This is a genomic window from Cytophagia bacterium CHB2, from assembly GCA_030263535.1.
Classification (GTDB): domain Bacteria; phylum Zhuqueibacterota; class Zhuqueibacteria; order Zhuqueibacterales; family Zhuqueibacteraceae; genus Coneutiohabitans.
Window position 1 is genome coordinate 1 of the sequence record SZPB01000089.1, and the last position, 19,720, is coordinate 19,720.

Below are 19,720 nucleotides of genomic sequence, written 5' to 3' on the forward strand. Positions count from 1 at the left end.
AGTGATGATGACGTTTTGCCCGCTCACTGGCACCGGCTTGTTCTTCCGCGCGCCCGATCGTGCTGCGAATGTCGATCGCCTTGAGCTGCTGCCCGTGGTCGAAACCACGTGGGGAAAATGGAAAGAGTTGTATCCTACGACCTCGGTCATTTCGCAGAATACCGGTTTCAACCGCGATTACACGGCATATCCCTACGGCAGTTACCGCTCCGAGCAAACCTCGCCGTTATTTCCGCTGCGCACGCGCAGTTACGACACGCGCTTTCAACCGAAACACATCGTGCTCGGTCTCATCGAAGGCGGTGTGCAGAAAGCCTATCCGTTCTCGAAATTGTCGGGCAAGCCCGTCGTTAACGATCAAATCAATGGCCGGCCAGTTTTGATTGTTTCGGATTTGTCCGCGAAGCTGGCGATACCGTATGAGCGCAACGTGAACGGCCAGCTTTTGAATTTCACTTTGAGCAGCACGAGTCCTTTTCAAATGACGGACAACGAAACGGGTAGCGCGTGGAATATCAAAGGCGAAGCGGTGTCGGGTTCGCTGGCGGGCACGAAGTTGAAGCAGATTCCGGCTTACAACGCTTTCTGGTTTGCGTGGTCGGTGTTTTGGCCGTCGACGCAGATCTTCGAATAGTTTCTTTAAAGTCGACTTCTTGCAGAAAAAGCAACGATTTTCCCAACGGATAGAAACAACGCAACTGATAAAAGCTTTTCATCCGTTGCGTTGTTTCTATCCGTTGGAATTTTTTAGGCCGGTTTGATTACGGCTCGTTGTGATGATGACATGAAAAAGTTACTGCTCGCGGTATTGGCCATTTTGTTGTTGTCGGTCGAGTCGTTTGCCGGCGCGTGGACTTTGCCCAAGAAAAGGCTGTGGCTCAAATCCGCGATTTTTTATCAATCCACCGACCGCCGTTTCTGCACGCAACAGGATGCGCTCTCGCCGGCTTTTCGCGAAGCCGGTTGCACTTCTGCAGGCCATCGCGCGCCGTTCGATCCGTTTATCGGTGGAGCAAGCGAAGCGGTGGCAATTTTTGCAGAAGCGGCTTATGGCGCCACCGGTTGGCTCGAAGTGGGCGTGCAAATTCCTTTTTATAGTTTGCAATTCACCAACCTCGCCAATCCGCGTCGGCCGCGCAGCAACAGTATTGGTGACGTTCGCTTTTTCACCAAGCTTCGTTTGCTGCAACAACCATTCGTGGCAAGCCTGACCGTTGGCGCCAAAAGTCCGGCGGGAAAATTCACCGTGGATGCCGAAGCCGTCAACGTCAGCGAAGGCCAGTGGGATTTTGACGTTCTCGGCGAAGTGAGCAGGTCGCTTTGGCCGTTGCGAGGTTACGTCAGTCTTGGTGTCGGGTATCGGATGCGAACGGACAACGACGCTTTCGAGCACACGATGGGTGATGAGCTGATGGCGCTTGCCGAGGCCAGCTACGAACTCAGCTCCCATGTGATGATCAAGAGCACATTGGATTGGCTGCGTGGCCAAGCGCCGCGGCTCAAAGTGAATAACGCGCCATTGTTAGAGCGCCGCGAGCTGCTGACGATCACGCCCAGCATGATCTACGCGCTGCGAGAAGGATTGAATCTGGAAGCGGCGGTTCGTTTCGCCCTCAGCGGCCAGGATTTTCCCGACGGCCATCAACTTATGGCTGCTGTTTCCTATGGTTTTTCTGTTCCATAACAACGTTTGATGTTTAACACGAGAGGTGAAGTTATGCTAACCCATTTTTTTCGGCGTCCGGCAAATTTCAAAAGAATGATCACAGCGTTGCTTGCCGCCGGAGCGATCGCATTCACAGTGCCGGCCCCGAGTCGCACCGCGATGCCGCCGGCGCGTCCCAACGGCATCGAGCATACGCTGTTCACGCAAGTGTTGGCCGATCACGTCAAAGATGGCGCGGTCGATTACAAAGCGATCAAAACCGATCCGCGCTTTCCGCAATATATCGCCGTGCTGCAAAAATCCAATCCCGAAGCTTTGACCGGCGAGGAGAAACTCGCGTTTTGGATCAACGCTTATAACGCCTTCACGATCCAATACGTGCTCGACAAATATCCGGTCAAAAGCTTGATGAACAAGCTGTCGTACGTCACCGGTGGCGGCACGTTCAAAACCAAATTCATCAAGATCAACAGCCGAAAATATTCATTGAATGATATTGAAAACGACATCATTCGTCCGATGGGCGACCCGCGCATTCACTTCGCGCTGGTGTGCGGCGCCAAAAGCTGCCCGCCGTTGCGTGCGGAGGCTTATGTGGCCGGCCGCTTGAGCGAGCAAATGAACGAACAGGGCCGCCTCTTCATAAGCCAATCCGACAAGAATCGTTTTGATTTTGAGAAGAACGAAATCGCCATTTCAAAAATCTTTGATTGGTTCAAGGACGATTTCCGCAAGAACGGCAAGTCCGAGTTGGAATTCATCAGCCACTATTTGCCGCCGGAGCAGGCGCAAAAACTGCTGGCGCGGTCGGCCACCATCAAAGTCAAGTATACCGAATATGATTGGGATTTGAACGAATAGCAGGAGGAAATTTCATGCAGGTGATTGCCGCCGACACTGCAACACGTGAAGATAGAATTCTTATCGACAATAACGATCCCGTCTTCGTTTCCATCGTCGTTCCCACCCTCAACGAGGCAGCGAATATTTGCAGTCTGGTGCAGCCGCTGCGCAAATTTCCCGAAGCTGAAATCATCTTTGCCGATGGCGGCAGTTGTGACGGCACGCAACGCGCCATCGCCAGCCAAAACACCGGCGGCAAAATACGTTTGGTGCACGCGCCTTGCAGCCGTGCGCGCCAAATGAACGCCGGAGCCAAAGTGGCGGGGGGGGAATGGCTCATTTTTCTGCACGCCGACACGATTTTGCCCGCGCGTTCGCTGCAAAATTTTCTCCGCTTTGTGCGCGCAAATCCCCAACTGGCGGCGGGCGCCTTCACGTTTCGCGTCGATCATCCGCGCCGGGTTTATCGTTACCTGGAATTCTATGTCGGCCTGCGTTGCCGCTGGTTGAAGCTGCCTTACGGCGATCAAGCTATTTTTGTAAAACGGAAAGTGTTCGAAGAAATCGGCGGTTATTGCGATGATTTTTCGCTGATGGAAGACGTGGACCTGGTACGGCGCTTGAACCAGCGCAACGGTTTTGCGATTCTCAAATTTCCGGTTTATACCTCAGCGCGCCGGTTCGAAGCAGACGGCTACTTGCGGCGCGCGCTCGGGAATTTCTATTTGCAGCTTCTCTATGCGCTCGGCGTGTCCCCATCAAAGCTGGCGGAAAAGTATTGGAAGAAAACGGTGGCACGATCTTGATACATTGGCTTTTTCAGGAGAACACATGTCGATTTCATCATCTCGAATTCTGCCGGAGCCGCACAAGCGTGATCATTGGGAAAAACGCAAAGCCGAGCTGCGCCAAATCCGGAGGCCCGAAGCGCCTGCTACAAAAAACCGCGTGCGACTTTATTAGAAAATTTTTGTCACCCCACCGAAAATAAGTCCGATGGCAAATCCTGATAGGCCAAACTGGAGCAGGTAATATACGGTCTCCACGAGGAGCCAAATTGATAATGAAGTAACATTTTGTTTTGCGGCCTCAGCGATCACCGCGCTGCTGGCAATAAAGACGCCCGCCAGAAGCCCGAACTTGATTCCATTGAGAACAGAACTGTGTCTCTGTGGAAAGAAGCGGTATGCGTATGACAATACGGCGCCCTGGATGAGCATGGCAGAAAAGCCCAAAGGAATAATCGGATTGTCGATTCGGCTAAAAATAGCCAGTTCGTGATACAGGTCTTTGAAAAGGACCAAGTGCCAAACGAATCCAAGGCAGAATGTTATCGCGACGTAAGCCGCCCATGCACCAATGAACTTTCTTGTTTGCACTGTTCACTTCCTTTCTGTGATTTTAATTTTCACGGCACCTCGAAAAGCGGCATGTAGCCTGCTTCTTTTACGAGACGCTGCCCGTTGCGGCTCAACACCCAATCGATAAACTGCTTGGTCAAGCCCTCCGGCTTTTTGATGGTATAGAAATACAAATAGCGCGCGATGGGGTAGATGTCCTTGCGCACAGCTTCTGTCGTGGGACTGATGCCGTTGATTTTGCAATGCACAAGGTGTTGGCCGTACGCGATGCCGCCATAGCCGAGCGCACGGGGATTTTTTTCAATCTCTGCCACAATCGCGGCGGTGGTCGGCATGCTGATGGCATGACTGCCATATGCCTGTCCCTCCAAAACATGCTCTTGAAAATAGAGATGGGTGCCGGAATTCGGCGAACGGCTCAACACCACGATCGCTTCTTCTGAACCTCCCACTTCGCGCCAGTATTTGATCTTGCCGAGGTAAATATCGCGCAGTTGCGCCAGACTCAAATTGCGCACGGGATTATCGGGATGCAGATAGATGCTCAACCCGTCTTTGGCAACGAGGGTGGCCACACCGAGATTTTGCTGGCGCTCGACCAATTGCCGCGCTTCGAGCGAACGCAAGGGGCGTGAGGCCATGCAGATTTCAATCTCGCCTTTGATAAGTGCGTCAAAACCGGTAGCCGTGCCGCCGCCTTCAACATAAACGGCGATGCCGGCATGCCGCTGCATGAATTCCTCCGCCCAGCGTTGCACCAGCGGCACCATCGTGTCCGAGCCTTTGAGGCGAAGTGTATGCGCCGAGGGGCTGAGGGAACGTGTCGCACTGCATGCCAGCAAAGACAGCCAGCAAGACGCCAGGATGAACAGGTGTTTGATCATCAGCGTTGCTCCGCCAGCGATTGCAGCCGGACATTGAGATAAGGCGTTCCTTTTTTCCATTCTGGTGGTGACGCGAGATTGGCGAGGCGATAACAAAAAGCAAAAAGGATTTGAGCATGCTGCTGTGCCGCTTGCAGGTTCATGGGTTGGCTGAGATCATCGAACGGCGTGTGGTAAATGCGCTGGCCCCATTCGATCATGCGTTGCAAACCTGCGTTTGACGGCGTATTGCGATACTTTGTGCCTTCCATAATCAAAATTGCCGGAATGCCGCCGCGCGCAAATGCGATTTGATCCGAACGGCCGAATGAAGCGGCCTCGGCGAACGGCGCGGGTAGCGGCGAGACGCTGAGCCGCTGTCCTTTGATGACTTCTTGCAGCAACTCACCGAGCGTCGAAAGCTCTGCTCCCACGCCGACAACGTCATCGAACGTGTCGAACATTGCCAAGCCATCGATATTGAGGTTGGCGATGGTGCGATATAACGGCACAACGGGATGATCGACATAATAGGTCGAGCCCAACAAGCCTTTTTCCTCGCCGGTCAAAAACAAAAACAGCAGCGAACGTTTGGGTTTCACCGGCAGTCCGGCAAAGGCGCGCGCCATCTCCAGCGTGGCTGCGACGCCAACCGCATTGTCGAACACGCCGTTGTAAATCGAATCGCCCTGCACTGCCGGACCGATGCCGAGATGATCGTAATGCGCCGAGATGATGATATAAGTATGTTTCAACTCGGGATCGCCACCTTCCAGCATGCCAATGACGTTGGCCGCGAGGAAATCGCGTTGTTGGAAGCTGCCGCGAAACGAGGCGGAGACCGGCAGCGCAAAGCTGCGCACGCTATTCATGCGTTCCATCGCGAAAACCTCGGCGAGCGAATGCGGCCCGCCTTCAAACAACGCTTGCGCCGCCGCGGGATTCATGACCACGCTCAAATTACCGGCGGCAGAATACAGCAGGCTGATGTCCTCGAAGGCAAATTGTTCCAGCCAATACTGCCAATTGCGCCCCGCGCCCGAGAGATCACGCAGGGAGGGAATCATGATGCTGCCTACCGCGCCGCGGCTGAGCGCGAGCTTTTGTTTGACTTCGGGGATCGCATAAATGGTTTGGCGTTCGCCTTCAAAATAGGAGAGATCATTCGCCGCCGGCTCGCCGGAGAGAAAAACCACGATTTTTCCGGCGACGTTCATGGTTTGATAATCATTATAATCGTATTCCGGCGCGGTGATGCCATACCCCACAAACACCAGCGGCGCGGGCTTGGGAATGAACGTTTGCGCGCCGGTGTTGTAGAGCAAATAATCACGCCCCAGCACCAAATTCGTCACGCCCGCCTTCGATATAAGTTGAAACTTGGAACCCGCCAGCGGCTTGCTGGCATGCAAAGGAATTTGTTGTTTGTAGGAATGATCTTCGCCCACGGGAAGCAAGCCGAGCCGCTGCAATTGCTGCGCGAGATAGTTGGCCGCCAACTCGCCGCCACGTGTGCCGGTGCCGCGCCCCTCCAGAGAATCATTGCCCAAAAACAAGAGATGCCGGTACAGTGAATCGCCGGAGATGTTCGTCATGGCCGCGCGGGCCGCCTCGTCAAGCCCTTGTGTTTGAGCATTAAACGGTGCGAGGCAAAGCAGTACGGCAATGTGTGCCAAGCATGATTGGTGTCGTGACGCCATCACTTTTCTTTCACCAGGCGCGCGATCCGTTCGGGTAATTCTGCTGTGGCGCAAAAAATCGCCTGAGGAAATTTTTCCTTTGTGGTTTTGATTTTATCCGGTTCGCCGCCGGCAAAAATAATCGGAACGTGTTGCCGCTTTTTTGCTTCCCAAAACCATTCGGCCGCCGTGCGGCCGTGAGAAGGCAGGCGATCAAGAGAAATGATCACCGCGTCCGGCAACGCTTCACCAAATTGTGCCAGTGATTCTATGTTGGCATGGCCGGCCACGTCGTACCCGGCTTTGCGTAGCGGCGCAAGGCGTTCTCGCAATTCAGCTTCGCGCCAATGCAGGTAGAACAGTTTTGCCATCGATTGCGCTTTGTTTCAGTTGGAGTAACCCGGTAGTTGTTGTTCAAATTTCCGAGCTAGCAATCGTATTGCCCGAAATGGTTTTGCCTTGAACCTTTCGCCTCAGTTGTTGCGAACGAAGCCGGCATCTCAAGCCGCCTGATAAGGCTGTAGCGCGTCGAGCAGTTCTGCCGGCACAGGAATGGGTTGAAAGGTTTTGCGATTGATCGCAACGACGATTTCATAGCCCTGGGCGGTAATCTCACCATCGACTTTACGCACAGAGAATTCGAAGCGCAGCGAGCTACGGCCCACATGCCCAACCCAGGTTTCGACCTCGAGAAGATCGTCCAGCAAAGCCGGGCGGTGAAATTCGAAGTGAAGCTGCACCCGCGGCAGCCAAAAATCAAAGCGATCAAACAACACGGAATAGGGCAGCCCGATCTCACGAAAGAATTCGGTTTCAGCGATTTCAAAAAAGCGCACGTATGCGCCGTAGCAAATGATGCCGGCCTGATCAATATCACCCCAACGCACGAACTCGCGCACGCAAAAATGCCGCGGCTTGTTCGACGGAGGCGGCGACTTTGTTTCTGGAAGTTGCATATCGGTGATCTTCATGAAGTAAATCTCACTTCAATGTTTTTCATTCTCAACTCACAAAGCTCGCGAAATATCCCGGTTCAACTCTTGGTGTTTTTTGCACGTTTCGTGGTCAAGAAGTTTGAATCCCCCCCAGTAGAACAAACTTGCTTTAGTTTCCTGTTGCGCGGTCGATGACAACGTAAATCGTTGCGAGCTGAGCTGCCACGGTAACGAAATCGCGCAGCGTGTTCCAACCGCTGCGCTCGCTGCGTGTCGGCACCCAGATTGTGTCGCCGGCGGCCAGCGGGCCGGCATCCTCATCATTCACAATCTCGCCGGTAGCGCGCACGACTTTCACGCGGCTGCGGCTGGCATGCAATCCAAAACCGCCGGCGCGGGCGATGTAGTCGCTCGCCTTCTCTCCCGGGACAAACGGTATGCCGCCCGGCAACCCCACCGCGCCGGTGACATAAACCAGACGGCTTTGCCGCGGAAACTCGATGAGGTCGCCCGGTGCGAGCACAACATCGTGTTGCGCCTCATGGGCCAACAGCAACTTGGCGAAATCAACGCTGATAAGACTGGCTTCCTGGCGGTCACGGTCAAACTTGATTTTTTCATGATCAAAGCGTGTTAGAATTTCTGCCGGGAGCGTTGCCTCTGTTTGTAAGGGAGCATGTTCGAGACGGCGGCGATATAAACGCGCTTCGTGAAGTGAAGCCTCCGGCGTCGGACCGCCGGCCAGTTGGCAAATTTCGCTGAGACGTGTTTTGCCCCAATCAATCGCATACATTCCAGGAAACTTGACTTCACCGCGAATTTCAACGAGCGGGCCAACGCGCCAATCAGGAATGCGCCGGATAAAAAGCTGATCATCCGGACGCAGGAGGGCATCATCCGCACTTTTACCGGAGGCATTATCACTGGTTTGAGACAGAAGAATCTTGTGCAGCGCGATTTTTTCACGGTACGGCGGCTGGCCGGGATCGATGCGAGCCAGTTCTGCTTCCAGCAAGTATGCTGCGCGTGACAGCCCGCCGGCGCGCAGGATTAAATCACTCACATACAGACTTTCTTCGTAAGCATAAACACCCGGCGAAATCACCTCACCGTAAACAGCAACTTGAGGAACTTCGGCTTGAGTGAGTTTGGAATAAACGGTGATGCGATCGCCGTGCCGCAGCGGAGCGAAACTACCATTGGCATGCGTCTCCGCAAGATTGACGACTTGGGTCTCACGCCGGCCCTCGGGCAGCAAACGGCTCCACTCGAGGCGCAGCGTATCTGCCAGAGACGTTGTTCCGCCGGCAAGCGCTAAGGCGCTCGACAATGATTCGGAGTCATCATCGCGCAATTCAAATATTGCCGGACGATGCACTTCACCGGCTACGGCGACCCAACGCTGCGCCGGCGGCACAAAAATGCGATCGCCGGCCTGCAGCAGAGGCGGCTCACTTGACTGTGGCTGCAGAAGAGTCTGATAGAGATCGACATGTCGTTGTTCTTGATCGCGATTTGCGATGACGAGGTTGCGCAATGAGCCGGCATAGGTGATACCGCCGGCAATCTGAATGGCATCAAGCACCGTATGCAGGCCGCTCAACGTATGGCGGCCGGGGCGGCGAACCTCGCCCACGACTTCGACAACAACGGTTTTGGCATTCAACAAAGTCGCATCGAATTCACTCGTATTGAAAAATCGCGACATGTGTTCGCGCAATCTTTCGCGCGCTTGCGTCATCGTCAAGCCGGCAACCTCCACGAGTCCAGCGGTGGGAACATAAACCCTGCCTTCCGGTAGCACGGTCAGCTCGAAATCACGTTGGGCTTTGCCGAGCAAATACACGCCCACGACATCGCCGGGCCCGAGACGATAATTCTCGGGCAACAAAACTTGTCCGCTTGCCAGAGGTCGACTGGAGGTTTGTGGGAAGAGGTTTTCGCCGTAAATGGCAAGGTCGCCGCGCGGATTCAGGCCGAGGCTGGCGAGACGATGATACAAAAACTGGCGTTGTCGCGACTCAAAAGATGAATCTGCGTTTGAGGAATATTCTCCGGCATGCGTAAAGCTGTGCAGCAAGAGCAACAGGATTAGCGACGGCAAAGTAAATCGGCGCATCATGAGAACACGTTGCTTTGCGCTAATCCTAAGCGTAGTCATGGAAAGAGTACATCCGGTTGATCTCTCATTTTGCATTTGTCAACAACACCACGGCAGATTTGCCGGCCAGCAAATAACGGCTTTCTGTTGTGGACGCAAGGTTTTCCCCGCCGTGCAGCATTTCATGCTGTTGAAAACGCTCCGGCAGCATCACCTCTTGCGGCGTAAGCACGCGATTGAATAAACACAAAATGCCTTGTTTGCCGTCATTCCGGCTAAAGGCGAATACATGCGGACTGTTGCTCACCTCTTCAAATCTGTAATCGCCGGTGCGAATAGCTTCGTGTTCGCGGCGCAGCGCCAGCATCGCTTTGTAATAGTTGAACAAGTCCCAATCGAAATAAACCTCATCCGCAGCCCGTTCAGAGCCGTCGGGCATTGCTTTTTCAGGCTCATAAATCAGATCCGGCCAGACCATGGGCTTGCGTTCGTCGGGGTCATCCGCGCCCCACATGCCGGCCTCGTCGCCATAATAAATCATCGGCGCGCCCAGATACAACGTCTGAAATGCAACGATCAGTTTTTGCGTTTCACGCTCCTCGACAGTGGGCTTGCGCACTTGAAAATTGGGATGGCGATCGGCGCTGCTTTCGTGATCGATCATACGATTAGGGTTGATCACCATCGAAGCGAGCCGCTCGGTATCGTGACTGCTCAACAAATTCATCAACACATAATTGATATCCTGCGGATAATCGTCCAGAACCTGCTGCAGATGCGCATGCAAGCCTTTGGCATCGTAGGCATTGTGGGTATCGACGAAATATTTCAACAAACCATCAGCAAAACGATAATTCATCACGGCATCAAAAATATCGCCCTGCAGCCACGGCGCCGCGTTGAACATTTTGTGATTGCGATAATCCTCCCACCACACTTCGCCGGTGAGATAGGCCTCGGGATTGATTTCGCGCACCCATTTGCGGAAATCGCGCCAAAAGCCCTTGGGCACCAATTCCGCAACATCGAGACGCCAGCCGTCAATGCCGTCGGAAGGATCGCCATCGCCGTTGGGGTCCATCCAGCGTTTGACGACAGCGCGCACCAGCGCTGCCGGCCCGGGCGCGAGATTGTCGCCTTCGCGCCGCACTTCCGGCAAATCTTTCACGCCGTACCAGCCCTGGTATTCAAATTCATTTTCCGGAGTATCGGGATCGTCCCAGCTTTTGATGATGAACCAATCGGCATAAGGCGACGCCTGGCCGTTCTGCACCACATCGCGAAACGCGGGATTCGTAACGCCCATGTGATTGAACACGCCGTCGATAATGATGCGCATGTCGCGGCTATGCACTTCGCGAATGAGCTTGAGGAAGAGGCTGTCCGCCGTCGTCCACTTCCACGTGGCGGGATCAGCAAAATTTTCCGTTGCCCAGATTTCGCGATCGCGGTCCGGGTTCGGACCAAAATTATTGTCGATGTGATGATACAGCTCGGTATCATACTTGTGCAGCGTCGGCGATTCGAACATGGGGTTCAAATAAATCGCGGTGATGCCGAGTTCTTTGAGATAATCGAGCTTGTCGATAATGCCCTGAATATCGCCACCGAAACGCCGCCGGGCTGCGTTGGCATTGAAGTTTCTTCCGTTCGCGGCTTCCCACGGTTGCAGACGATACCAATCCGCAGTCCACGGGCTGAGTTGCCAGGCAGAAACCGTGTCGTGCGGCCATGAACCGAAGGTATCACGAAAGGTTGGATCATTATTGGGATCGCCGTTGCGAAAACGCTCGGGAAAGATTTGATACCACGTCACGCCTCTTGCCCAGGCCGGAACTTGAACATTGGGCTGTTGAGGTGTTTCGGGTTTACAGGCAAAAAATAAGATGTTACTCAGGACAAGAACCCAAGAGAAACGCAAGAAGTGAGAGATGAAAATGCGTTGACAGCCGCGGCGTGTCAGCATGTGATTTGCTCCTCCGAAAGGTCGTGTAGAAAGTTGCTATGAGCGCAAGATATTCAAGCAGGATTGAAAAAGCAACACACGCTTCAGGTTTTCTTGTAGATGTTTGGCCGCCGCAATTCCATGTAAGTTTCGGGCTGATGCGGTGCGGTGAAGCCGAATTGCCGGTAGAGCCCGTGCGCATCGAGCGTTATCAGATTGATGCGGCGTAGGCCCTCTAAATCCGGATGCGCCAGAATGCATTGCATCAGCCATTTCGCCAAACCCCGACCGCGATACGGTAACAGAATGTAAACATCAGCAAGATAAGCGAAAGTGGCGGAATCTGTCACCAGGCGAGCAAAGCCGATTTGTTGATTGCCCTCGTAAACGCCGAAGCAGAGCGAGTTTTTGATCGAACGAGCGACAACGTCTTTGGGGATGCCCGCCGCCCAATACGATTCCTGCGAGAGATAAGCGTGAATCGCCTCGAGGTCCAACCGTGCCGGATCGTTCGAGATGATGAAGTTGTCTTTGCGATATTCGTGATACATGAAAATCTCTTAAATTTGCCGGAGTGGTTCCTTCGCGATGTCCTGCAGACGAATCTTGTGAAGTCTCGATAATATGCTCGCAACTTCACAGGAACCCGTCTGGATGACATGCTAATGAGGGCTGAATTTTTCAAGACAGCAGCGTACTAGTTGAATCACCACAGATAGGGAAGTATTGTTTGCCACCAAGACACGATGCCACCAAGAAAAAATCTCAGCTTCTTCGTGCCTCTTGACAAAAATTCTGGTGGCGACTCGCACGGATTCATTTCTCTGCCAGCCGATTGTATTTCTTCAAAATCTGCTTTAGCAATTTGTGCGGCAGCGCGCGCACACGGTGTCCGTCGATGCCCGACATGGTTTCCGCGGCAATCATGGCATTGATGATGGCCTCCTCGGTTGCTTGAATCGTCGCTGCGAACAGGGGATTCATGCGCTCGTTGGGCAGCATCTCGAGTTTGGCGATCTCCTGCGTTTTTCCCACCTCGATATTGGCAGTGGAAAACGCGATAAAAATATCGCCCGAGCCGTTGCCGGCCGTCGCGCCATTACGCGCGAGTCCCATGCTCACCCGGCGCACCAGCCGCTTCAATTGATGCGGCAGCAGCGGCGCATCCGTCGCGATCACCACGATGATCGAGCCGGTGTCTTCGCGATCGAGTATTTCATCTGTCATCTCCAATCCCACCGGAACGCCGGCAATGCGCAGCTCTTGCCGCCGGCCGTGATTGCATTGCGCCAACACACCTACGATATAACCGCCCGCCTTCTCCTCCAATTTTCTCGAGGCGGTGCCGATGCCGCCTTTGAAGCCGTGACAAACCATGCCGGTGCCGCCGCCGACGTTGCCCTCTGCCACTGCGCCCGAAGCCGCGTTTTCCAGCGCCGCCCAGGCATGCTCAGGCTTCACGTGAAAGCCGTTGATGTCATTCAACCAACCATCCCATGTTTCTGCCACCACTGGCAGGGCCCACGGCTGTTTCATGAAGCCGCGCTGCACGCGCCATTGAATCACCGCGTCGCGCACCAAGCCCACACTGTGCGTGTTGGTGATCATCACCGGTCCCTCGAGCAAACCGGATTCCTCCACCCAGGTTGTGCCGGTCATCTCGCCGTTGCCATTGAGCGAGAACCAGCCTGCGAAAACGAGATCATCCGAAGCTTTGCCGCGCGGTAAAATCGCGGTGACGCCGGTGCGCACGGGCTTCTTCGCGTTTTCATCTGAGATGATTGTGGTATGCCCGACTTCCACACCCGCGACGTCCGTGATGGCATTGAGCGGCCCCGGCGAGCCGTCGAATGGAATGCCGAGATCGCGCGCCCGCGGCTTGTTTTGCGCTGCAACAATTTGGTATAAGATGAGAAGCATCAGAGATGCACTCACCATCAAACGGCGGCAATCTGGATTCATAATTTGCTCCCGGAGAATGTTAACGTTGATATGCCGAGACACTGATTCTGCTTGCCTGAAGTTCGGCTTAATTGTCTCAATCCGTGAAAACCCGTGTCCATCCGTGGCGCAATCATTCGTTTACAGCCAGAGGCCAAGCCATAAAATCTGTGGTTGCAGTTTCATCGGATCACTCCTGCAACTTTTTCAGCATCGCTACGGCATTTTTGTTTTGGGGATCAAGCGCCAGTGATTTTTTGTAATTCTCAATTGCCAGCTCCTTGTCGCCATTCAGCATGTATCCCTCGCCCAGGCTGTCGTACGTGTTGGACGATTGCGGATAGAACTCGACATTCAACTTAAAAACGGCAATCGCGGCCGCGAATTTTTGCGCGCGCAGCAGTTCATACCCCAAATTGTTGAGCCGGCCTTCTTCGATCGCAACATTATTCGGCTGTTCCTGTTTGATCTTGCGATACGCTTCCACCGCAATCTCAAACTTGCCCGTGTGCACATTCTCATATGGAATCATGACTTCCGGCTCTAAGCGCGGCGCCAGCGACATGCCCCCTTCAAAATCAACCTTCACCGTATCGACCTTGGCGCCGGGTTCGCGCAAAAAGTGATATTGCACCGCAGCATCTTTGCGAATGAAAACATTTTCCGCGATTGCCAACAATTCGACTTTTGGCGATTGCGTTGCTTCTGCGAACAACCGGCCGTTTTCTCTGGTCACGGTGAGAACGCGATCGGGATTGACCAAATAACGTCCGGTGTAATTCTCCAACACCGCGGGCGCAAGCGTGAGGAGTTCATACGGCTCGGGCAGATAATCTTCCCACTGATATTCTTTCGCAATGCTGCGCAGAATTTCGTTCATGATTTGCCCGTTATCGGAATTGACCATTACCACTGCACCATAGCCTTTGTCTTTGTGCGCCATCAACTGCGCGCGAAAGCCTTCATCAGCGCCGCCGTGCTGAAAATAAGTTGCCCCGCCCTTTTTGTCGATGAAGAAGCCCAACGCCACAAAATCTTCGATGAAAGGCGTGAGCATTTTCTCCGTCATTTTCTGCGAAAGGACTTTGTTGGATTTGCCCTTTAGCGAAAGCTGAATCTCAATGGCAAACTTCGCCAGGTCGATGGGCGTCGTCCACAAGCCGGCTGCCGCCATTTCGGGATAAATGTGGCGCTTGCCTTCGACTTCGCTGCCGTCGCGGCGATAGCCGGCAGCGGCACGTGTCAGCCAATCCGGCGGTAACGGTTGTTCATAAGAACTGTTGATCATTTCCAACCGTTTTAGCACGGTTTCTTGAGCAATTTGTGGAAACGGCTTTTTCTCGATATCCATCAACGCGAGTTGCATGATGGTGGTGCCGCCGCCGGAGTAGCGGAATTTCGTTCCCGGCGTCATGTTCACGCGCACGGCCGCGGTATTTGCCGGTTCCGCGCCGTTCAGCACTTGCGGCAGCGTTGGCAACTTTTCGCCGACCGCGTATCCTGGAAAACCGTGCACCGTGAGTCCGGCCGTATGGCTCAGCAAATTGGCGAGCGTCACTTTTTTCTGCGCGGTGAATTCATTATCCGGCAATTTCCACGAAGTCAGCTTTTTGTTGATGTTTTCATCGAGTTTGATTTTGCCTTGTTCGGCTTTCTTGAGCGCCACCATGGCCGCCACCGGCTTGCTAATCGAACCGGCCTGAAAGAGAGTATTCAATGTCACCGGCTCTTTGGTTTCCGCATCTTTCAAACCATAAGCTTTCGACCACACGATCTTAAAATCATGAATAATGGCGAGGCTCACACCTGGAACTTTGTAGTGCTGCATGCGTTCTGTCAGCGTCCACGCCGGTTCGCCTTTGATCAAGACCTGGGGCAGTAATCCGTTTTCAACGCGCAGCATGCGCAATTCGAGATCGGATTGCGCGGCGAGTGCCGTGGCAACGACAGCGAGACAGAAAAACAGGCGCCCAATTTTTATATGCATATTCTTTTCCTTTCCTGAATGTTCGGTGGGAAGAGGCTCAAAAGACTGTCAAACTGGTCATGGCGGCAGGGGTAAGACGATGAAGGAGCGGCAATAGTTGGCAAGAGTAATTAGCCGGTCAGCGGTGTAAGCTATGCGGCAATAACTTTTTCCATGGAAGGATTGATCACCGCCAGGTTGCGAAACGTGTGTGGGTCAATTTCGATAAAACGGCATACCGGCTCTGCTAGAAGAATTTGGCGAACGATTTTTTGCAACTCCTCCGGCGTCGAGGAAAAATCGTTCAAGGGGATAGTTGTTTGTGTTTTGAGTTTTGAATAGTCGATAAAAGTCAAGCCCAATGGCTCGCCTGAGCTGCGATCGAAACGCAGCAATATATTCGCATGTAAATTGAGCCCCACGCCTTTTCGCCCTTCCTGGCCAAAGGTTACATACAAAATATCGTCTTCACGCTGGTAGTTCAGGATAATGCGATCGCTTTGCATAGTTCATACCTGCTAAAAATGATTTTGATATGCTGTCATGACGAAGTTGTTTTGCGTTTCATGGCCTTCTTCACTGAAGCGCTGTCCGAATTTGACGACAACTACGACATGGTTGTTGATATCAAATAGATTACGAAATGGTTTCGTGTAAAAATATTTGCGGGGATCGAATTCGTCTTGTGTTCGTTTTCCATCGCGAATGGTCTGCCTCACATGCTCGTCATACCCGATCATGTCTGGATGTTCTTCGTAGATATGATCCCAACGTTCATCTGTGATGTAAATGGTATTGCCATAACGATCCTGCAAGTATTCTTTTCCCATCTTATTCTCTCGCAGAATTTGCATAGAATAATATTCTACAGAAACAATAGCAACGCCTTTCTTATCGCAGCACAAAACCTTCCTTCAACGGATCCTCGGGATCGATCCAAAATTCATGGCGCCCGGTGATGAATGCGCGGCCTTCGACTTCGGGGATGATGGCGGCATGCGGCCCGAATGACTTCGTGCTGACGACTCTGCCGGCGAAGCGGCTGCCGATGATGCTTTCAATCTCAATCGCTTGATTCAGTTTGATCTCGCCGCGCGCAAAATGAATCGCCAAGCGGCCGCTGACGCCGGTGCCGGTCGGGCTGCGATCGACCTCGCCCTCGGCAAAGATGCAGACGTTACGGCTGTGCGCTCCCCGCTGTTCCGCCGGTCCGATGAAAATCGTGCCGTAGAGAAAATTGAGATCTTTCTCAAAGGGATGTTCGATTTGCCGGGATTGCATCACCGCGGCTTTGATCATCATGCCTTTGTCGATCAACTCGCGAAAATGCGCGGGCGTACATGTCAAACCAACTTGCGCGACATCGACATACGCATAAAACGCACCGCCAAAGGCGAGATCATACTCGATCACGCCCAAGCCCGGCACTTTGACTTTCTCATTTAACGCAACGACGAACGACGGCACGTTGCGAAAATAAACACTGCTCACTTTGCCGTTGTGAATGCGCGCAAACGCGGTCACGAGTCCCGCCGGCGTGTCGATCTTCACTGTGGTTTCCGGCGTTTTAATCGGCAGCATGCCGGTTTCGAGCACGACTTTCGTGACCGCGATAATGCCATGCCCGCACATCGTGCTGTAGCCTTCATTGTGCAAAAACAACACGCCGAAATCTGCTTCGGCGGAAACCGGAGGTGTGAGCAGGCAGCCGTACATATCCGCATGGCCGCGCGGCTCCCACATCAATGCGGTGCGGAGATGATCCCAATGTTCCTTTGCCTCGCGGCGTTTCGCGAGAATGGCGCCGCCGGCGAGTTCGGGAAAACCGCCGATGATCACCCGCAGCGGCTCGCCTTCGGCATGCGCATCAATCGTGGTGATTTTTTGCCAGTCGGCAGGCGGCTGCCAGTGGTGAGGAGATCGTGCGAAGTCGTTTTTCATAATTAATCGTTTGTAGACCGCTTGTAATCGCTTGTAGTCGCGCCTTCAGGCGCTCAACGTGAATGATTGCGACCAATGTGTGTGCGCCTGATGGCGCGACTACAAACATGCTTCAAAACACATCCCACTTCTCACCATAATTTTTAATCGGGTATTTCTTCCAAATTTCAACCAGCCAATCCCGCCCCTTTTCTGCCAAATACCAATTGAAGCTTGACCATTCCCATTCGTCGATGCGCTTGACATAGCCATGCTTGACGGGATTGTAATGCACGTAATTCAGCGTTGTGTAAAAATGCGCTTCCCCGCGAATCATGCGATCACTAAACTGGTACCAAACCGTGCGCTTTCCGGTTAGCCGATCTTCAAGATTCCATTGGCGCGCGGTGGCGCCGTGCAAGCGATTGAACAAAAGCGGCAGTTTGGCGAACACCGGTACATAGGCCATGACATGATAATGATTTAGCAGAAAAACCCAACCCGCAGTTTGGAGCTCAAATTCGGCAAATTTTTCAAAGGCCTTGGCCTGAAATTCGGTGCGCCGTTGCGCCTTGGCCATAATGTGCCGGTGTTCAAAGTTCGCTGCGGTGAGAAGGTAATATGATTTTTCTTTGATTGGATGCGGCGGCGCATGCAGAGGATAGCCCTTGTCGACGCGTTCTTTTAAAGTTGCCTCCCGTTGTGCTAAAGTCATGCGGCGATATTCGTAAGGCATGAGCTCCCTCCAATTTGTTTGAAGCTGTATGTAGTCGCGCCTTCAGGCGCTCGACGTGAATGATTTCAACCAACGTGTGTGCGCCTGAAGGCGCGACTACGTACTCAGCACTCATCGCGGATTCGGTCAGACTTGATGCAAAATTCAGGTAGTCAATTGCCGATCAATCAGATTTCGTGCGATTTTTTTACCGCTACTCGATTGCCAAAACAATTTTTCCGAATTGCTCGCGCCGCGCCAGCAACCGATGCGCTTGCGGCGCTTCCGCCAGCGGCATCACGCGATCGATCACCGGGCGAAGCTTGCCGGCTTTCATCAATTCGGAGACATGCAACATTTCGCCCTTTGATCCCATGATGCTGCCCCACAACACCAAATTGCGCGAGAAGAGATAGCGCAAATCCGTCACCGCGCGATAGCCGGTGGTTGCACCGCAGGTTACAATGCGGCCGCCCGGCGTGAGGGATTTGATCGAATCCTCCCAGGTTTTTTCACCGACATGTTCGAAAATGATGTCCACCCCGCGTTTGTCGGTGAGTTTGCGCACCTCTTCGCGAAAATTTTGTGTTTCATAGTTGATAAAAAAATCGGCGCCCAGCGCTTTGGCTTTTTCGAGTTTGGCCTCGCTGCTGGCGGCGGCAATCACAATGGCATTATGCAGTTTTGCAATTTGTATGGCGGCCACTCCCACGCCACTGCCGGCGGCAAGAACCAACACCCAATCTTGTGGCTGCACCCGGCATTTCGTCACCAACATTTGCCACGCCGTGAGAAACGTCAGCGGATAAGCAGCCGCTTCAAAGAAATTCAGATTCGCCGGTTTGGGGATGATATTCACCGCCGGCACGACAATGTATTGGGCATAGCCGCCGGTGCGATGTTCGCCGATCACGCCATATTTGAAACAATAATTATCCCGCCCGGAAAGACAGGCCTTGCACTGCCCGCACGAAATCCCCGGTGAAATGATAATGTCTTCACCGGCTTTAATATGCGATACGCCCGCGCCAGTCTGCGCAACCACGCCGGAAATATCCGAGCCGAGAATATGCGGCATTGCCAGCCTCAAACTTGGCAAACCATTGCGCACCCACAAATCGAGGTGATTGAGCGCACAGGCTTTGATTTCAACGAGAACCTGGCCCGGCCCGGCCTCGGGCGCAGGCAACTCGCCATATGTCAAAACGCTTTCGTCGCCGTGCTGGTTGATAAAGACGGATTTCATGATTCAATTATCCCGATCAGGTAAACAGCCAATCGCATTGTTTTCGTCAATTATCAATACCTCCGCACTGTTTGAGCAGCCGGTAAGAATTCTCATACAAAATCGCTTGCTTGATTTCCGTTGACAATGGCAAAGCGAGAAAATCATCAATGTTTTTGCGCATATCACTCACGCCCGGACTGGGCCAGTCGGTGCCCCATAACGTTTTATCGGCAATTTCAGGAAGGCGCGGCAGATAGTCCAACAATTTTTTCGGTGGAATGCCCGAGATGTCGATGTGAACGTTCTGATGCCGGCGCAACAAGAAAAACGTGGTGTCAACGTGCAGCGGCCGCCCGGCATGCGCGATGATGATTTTGAGCTTGGGGAAATCTATCGCGACATCATCGATGGGCATGGTGTCAGCATAGACATTTCTCGCGCCCGGAAAGATGCTGGTGCCGCCGTGAAACATCATCAGCATGTTCTCTTGCTCGGCGCGGGCGTAGAGCGCGTGCTGCGCCGTGTTGCCAAAGCGATAGGCATTGGCGGCAATTGCC

20 protein-coding genes are annotated in these 19,720 nt (G+C 53.3%); 4 read left to right on the top strand and 16 right to left on the bottom strand.

Annotated features, from left to right (window positions below; translation table 11 throughout):
• The 4 genes from FBQ85_10785 to FBQ85_10800 form a co-directional block, all read left to right on the top strand.
• A partial coding sequence (locus FBQ85_10785; protein MDL1875636.1) for a DUF3179 domain-containing protein occupies positions 1-634 on the top strand: 634 nt, incomplete at its 5' end.
• Between the two features lie 150 nt (positions 635-784).
• Positions 785-1,684, top strand: a complete 900-nt coding sequence (locus FBQ85_10790) for a hypothetical protein (GenBank protein MDL1875637.1) — start codon at positions 785-787, stop codon at positions 1,682-1,684.
• 9 nt (positions 1,685-1,693) lie between these two features.
• The gene (locus FBQ85_10795; protein ID MDL1875638.1) at positions 1,694-2,527 is read left to right on the top strand and encodes a DUF547 domain-containing protein; all 834 of its coding nucleotides are present in this window, start codon (positions 1,694-1,696) and stop codon (positions 2,525-2,527) included.
• Positions 2,528-2,541: 14 nt separating this feature from the next.
• The gene (locus FBQ85_10800; protein ID MDL1875639.1) at positions 2,542-3,315 is read left to right on the top strand and encodes a glycosyltransferase; all 774 of its coding nucleotides are present in this window, start codon (positions 2,542-2,544) and stop codon (positions 3,313-3,315) included.
• A gap of 153 nt (positions 3,316-3,468) precedes the next feature.
• Here the strand turns inward: FBQ85_10800 and FBQ85_10805 are convergent, their stop codons facing one another.
• From FBQ85_10805 to FBQ85_10880, 16 genes are all read right to left on the bottom strand, one after another.
• Positions 3,469-3,888, bottom strand: a complete 420-nt coding sequence (locus FBQ85_10805) for a DUF1761 domain-containing protein (protein MDL1875640.1) — start codon at positions 3,886-3,888, stop codon at positions 3,469-3,471.
• A gap of 29 nt (positions 3,889-3,917) precedes the next feature.
• The gene (locus tag FBQ85_10810; GenBank protein MDL1875641.1) at positions 3,918-4,814 is read right to left on the bottom strand and encodes a phosphate ABC transporter substrate-binding protein; all 897 of its coding nucleotides are present in this window, start codon (positions 4,812-4,814) and stop codon (positions 3,918-3,920) included.
• Positions 4,754-6,433 (bottom strand): M28 family peptidase, encoded by a 1,680-nt coding sequence (locus FBQ85_10815; protein ID MDL1875642.1) that lies wholly within the window; start codon positions 6,431-6,433, stop codon positions 4,754-4,756. Before FBQ85_10815 ends, FBQ85_10810 begins: the two co-directional genes overlap by 61 nt.
• Positions 6,433-6,783 carry a hypothetical protein gene (locus tag FBQ85_10820; protein MDL1875643.1) on the bottom strand — a complete coding sequence of 117 codons (351 nt, stop codon included), beginning with the start codon at positions 6,781-6,783 and terminating at the stop codon, positions 6,433-6,435. The genes FBQ85_10815 and FBQ85_10820 overlap by 1 nt, the downstream gene beginning before the upstream one ends.
• Positions 6,784-6,912: 129 nt before the next feature.
• Positions 6,913-7,383 (bottom strand): acyl-CoA thioesterase, encoded by a 471-nt coding sequence (locus FBQ85_10825; protein ID MDL1875644.1) that lies wholly within the window; start codon positions 7,381-7,383, stop codon positions 6,913-6,915.
• Between the two features lie 133 nt (positions 7,384-7,516).
• Positions 7,517-9,544 (bottom strand): hypothetical protein, encoded by a 2,028-nt coding sequence (locus FBQ85_10830; GenBank protein MDL1875645.1) that lies wholly within the window; start codon positions 9,542-9,544, stop codon positions 7,517-7,519.
• Positions 9,534-11,414, bottom strand: a complete 1,881-nt coding sequence (locus tag FBQ85_10835; GenBank protein ID MDL1875646.1) for an alpha-amylase — start codon at positions 11,412-11,414, stop codon at positions 9,534-9,536. The genes FBQ85_10830 and FBQ85_10835 overlap by 11 nt, the downstream gene beginning before the upstream one ends.
• Positions 11,415-11,497: 83 nt before the next feature.
• Positions 11,498-11,944: a GNAT family N-acetyltransferase gene (locus FBQ85_10840; protein MDL1875647.1), complete on the bottom strand. Its 447-nt coding sequence runs from the start codon at positions 11,942-11,944 to the stop codon at positions 11,498-11,500.
• 265 nt (positions 11,945-12,209) lie between these two features.
• Entirely contained in the window at positions 12,210-13,331 is a 1,122-nt protein-coding gene (locus FBQ85_10845; GenBank protein MDL1875648.1) for a P1 family peptidase, read from the bottom strand.
• Between the two features lie 193 nt (positions 13,332-13,524).
• Positions 13,525-15,321: a DUF3471 domain-containing protein gene (locus FBQ85_10850; GenBank protein ID MDL1875649.1), complete on the bottom strand. Its 1,797-nt coding sequence runs from the start codon at positions 15,319-15,321 to the stop codon at positions 13,525-13,527.
• Between the two features lie 131 nt (positions 15,322-15,452).
• Positions 15,453-15,806, bottom strand: a complete 354-nt coding sequence (locus FBQ85_10855) for a hypothetical protein (protein ID MDL1875650.1) — start codon at positions 15,804-15,806, stop codon at positions 15,453-15,455.
• A 12-nt stretch (positions 15,807-15,818) separates the two neighbouring features.
• Positions 15,819-16,130, bottom strand: coding sequence for a hypothetical protein (locus FBQ85_10860; GenBank protein MDL1875651.1), 312 nt, complete (start codon positions 16,128-16,130; stop codon positions 15,819-15,821).
• Between the two features lie 61 nt (positions 16,131-16,191).
• A complete protein-coding gene (locus FBQ85_10865; GenBank protein MDL1875652.1) occupies positions 16,192-17,241 on the bottom strand; it encodes a proline racemase in 1,050 nt (349 codons plus the stop codon).
• A 112-nt stretch (positions 17,242-17,353) separates the two neighbouring features.
• Entirely contained in the window at positions 17,354-17,956 is a 603-nt protein-coding gene (locus FBQ85_10870; GenBank protein MDL1875653.1) for a transposase, read from the bottom strand.
• Between the two features lie 193 nt (positions 17,957-18,149).
• The gene (locus FBQ85_10875; protein MDL1875654.1) at positions 18,150-19,181 is read right to left on the bottom strand and encodes a zinc-binding dehydrogenase; all 1,032 of its coding nucleotides are present in this window, start codon (positions 19,179-19,181) and stop codon (positions 18,150-18,152) included.
• Between the two features lie 46 nt (positions 19,182-19,227).
• A partial coding sequence (locus FBQ85_10880; GenBank protein ID MDL1875655.1) for an amidohydrolase occupies positions 19,228-19,720 on the bottom strand: 493 nt, incomplete at its 5' end.

What these genes read in the sequence shown, in the direction of transcription:
- FBQ85_10790 (MDL1875637.1), top strand. Translation starts at nt 785, where the DNA reads ATGAAAAAGTTACTGCTCGCGGTATTGGCCATTTTGTTGTTGTCGGTC.
- FBQ85_10795 (MDL1875638.1), top strand. Translation starts at nt 1,694, where the DNA reads ATGTTTAACACGAGAGGTGAAGTTATGCTAACCCATTTTTTTCGGCGT.
- FBQ85_10800 (MDL1875639.1), top strand. Translation starts at nt 2,542, where the DNA reads ATGCAGGTGATTGCCGCCGACACTGCAACACGTGAAGATAGAATTCTT.
- FBQ85_10810 (MDL1875641.1), bottom strand. Translation starts at nt 4,814, where the DNA reads ATGGAAAAAAGGAACGCCTTATCTCAATGTCCGGCTGCAATCGCTGGC.
- FBQ85_10815 (MDL1875642.1), bottom strand. Translation starts at nt 6,433, where the DNA reads ATGGCGTCACGACACCAATCATGCTTGGCACACATTGCCGTACTGCTT.
- FBQ85_10820 (MDL1875643.1), bottom strand. Translation starts at nt 6,783, where the DNA reads ATGGCAAAACTGTTCTACCTGCATTGGCGCGAAGCTGAATTGCGAGAA.
- FBQ85_10825 (MDL1875644.1), bottom strand. Translation starts at nt 7,383, where the DNA reads ATGAAGATCACCGATATGCAACTTCCAGAAACAAAGTCGCCGCCTCCG.
- FBQ85_10830 (MDL1875645.1), bottom strand. Translation starts at nt 9,544, where the DNA reads ATGCAAAATGAGAGATCAACCGGATGTACTCTTTCCATGACTACGCTT.
- FBQ85_10835 (MDL1875646.1), bottom strand. Translation starts at nt 11,414, where the DNA reads ATGCTGACACGCCGCGGCTGTCAACGCATTTTCATCTCTCACTTCTTG.
- FBQ85_10840 (MDL1875647.1), bottom strand. Translation starts at nt 11,944, where the DNA reads ATGTATCACGAATATCGCAAAGACAACTTCATCATCTCGAACGATCCG.
- FBQ85_10845 (MDL1875648.1), bottom strand. Translation starts at nt 13,331, where the DNA reads ATGGTGAGTGCATCTCTGATGCTTCTCATCTTATACCAAATTGTTGCA.
- FBQ85_10850 (MDL1875649.1), bottom strand. Translation starts at nt 15,321, where the DNA reads ATGCATATAAAAATTGGGCGCCTGTTTTTCTGTCTCGCTGTCGTTGCC.
- FBQ85_10855 (MDL1875650.1), bottom strand. Translation starts at nt 15,806, where the DNA reads ATGCAAAGCGATCGCATTATCCTGAACTACCAGCGTGAAGACGATATT.
- FBQ85_10860 (MDL1875651.1), bottom strand. Translation starts at nt 16,130, where the DNA reads ATGGGAAAAGAATACTTGCAGGATCGTTATGGCAATACCATTTACATC.
- FBQ85_10865 (MDL1875652.1), bottom strand. Translation starts at nt 17,241, where the DNA reads ATGAAAAACGACTTCGCACGATCTCCTCACCACTGGCAGCCGCCTGCC.
- FBQ85_10870 (MDL1875653.1), bottom strand. Translation starts at nt 17,956, where the DNA reads ATGCCTTACGAATATCGCCGCATGACTTTAGCACAACGGGAGGCAACT.
- FBQ85_10875 (MDL1875654.1), bottom strand. Translation starts at nt 19,181, where the DNA reads ATGAAATCCGTCTTTATCAACCAGCACGGCGACGAAAGCGTTTTGACA.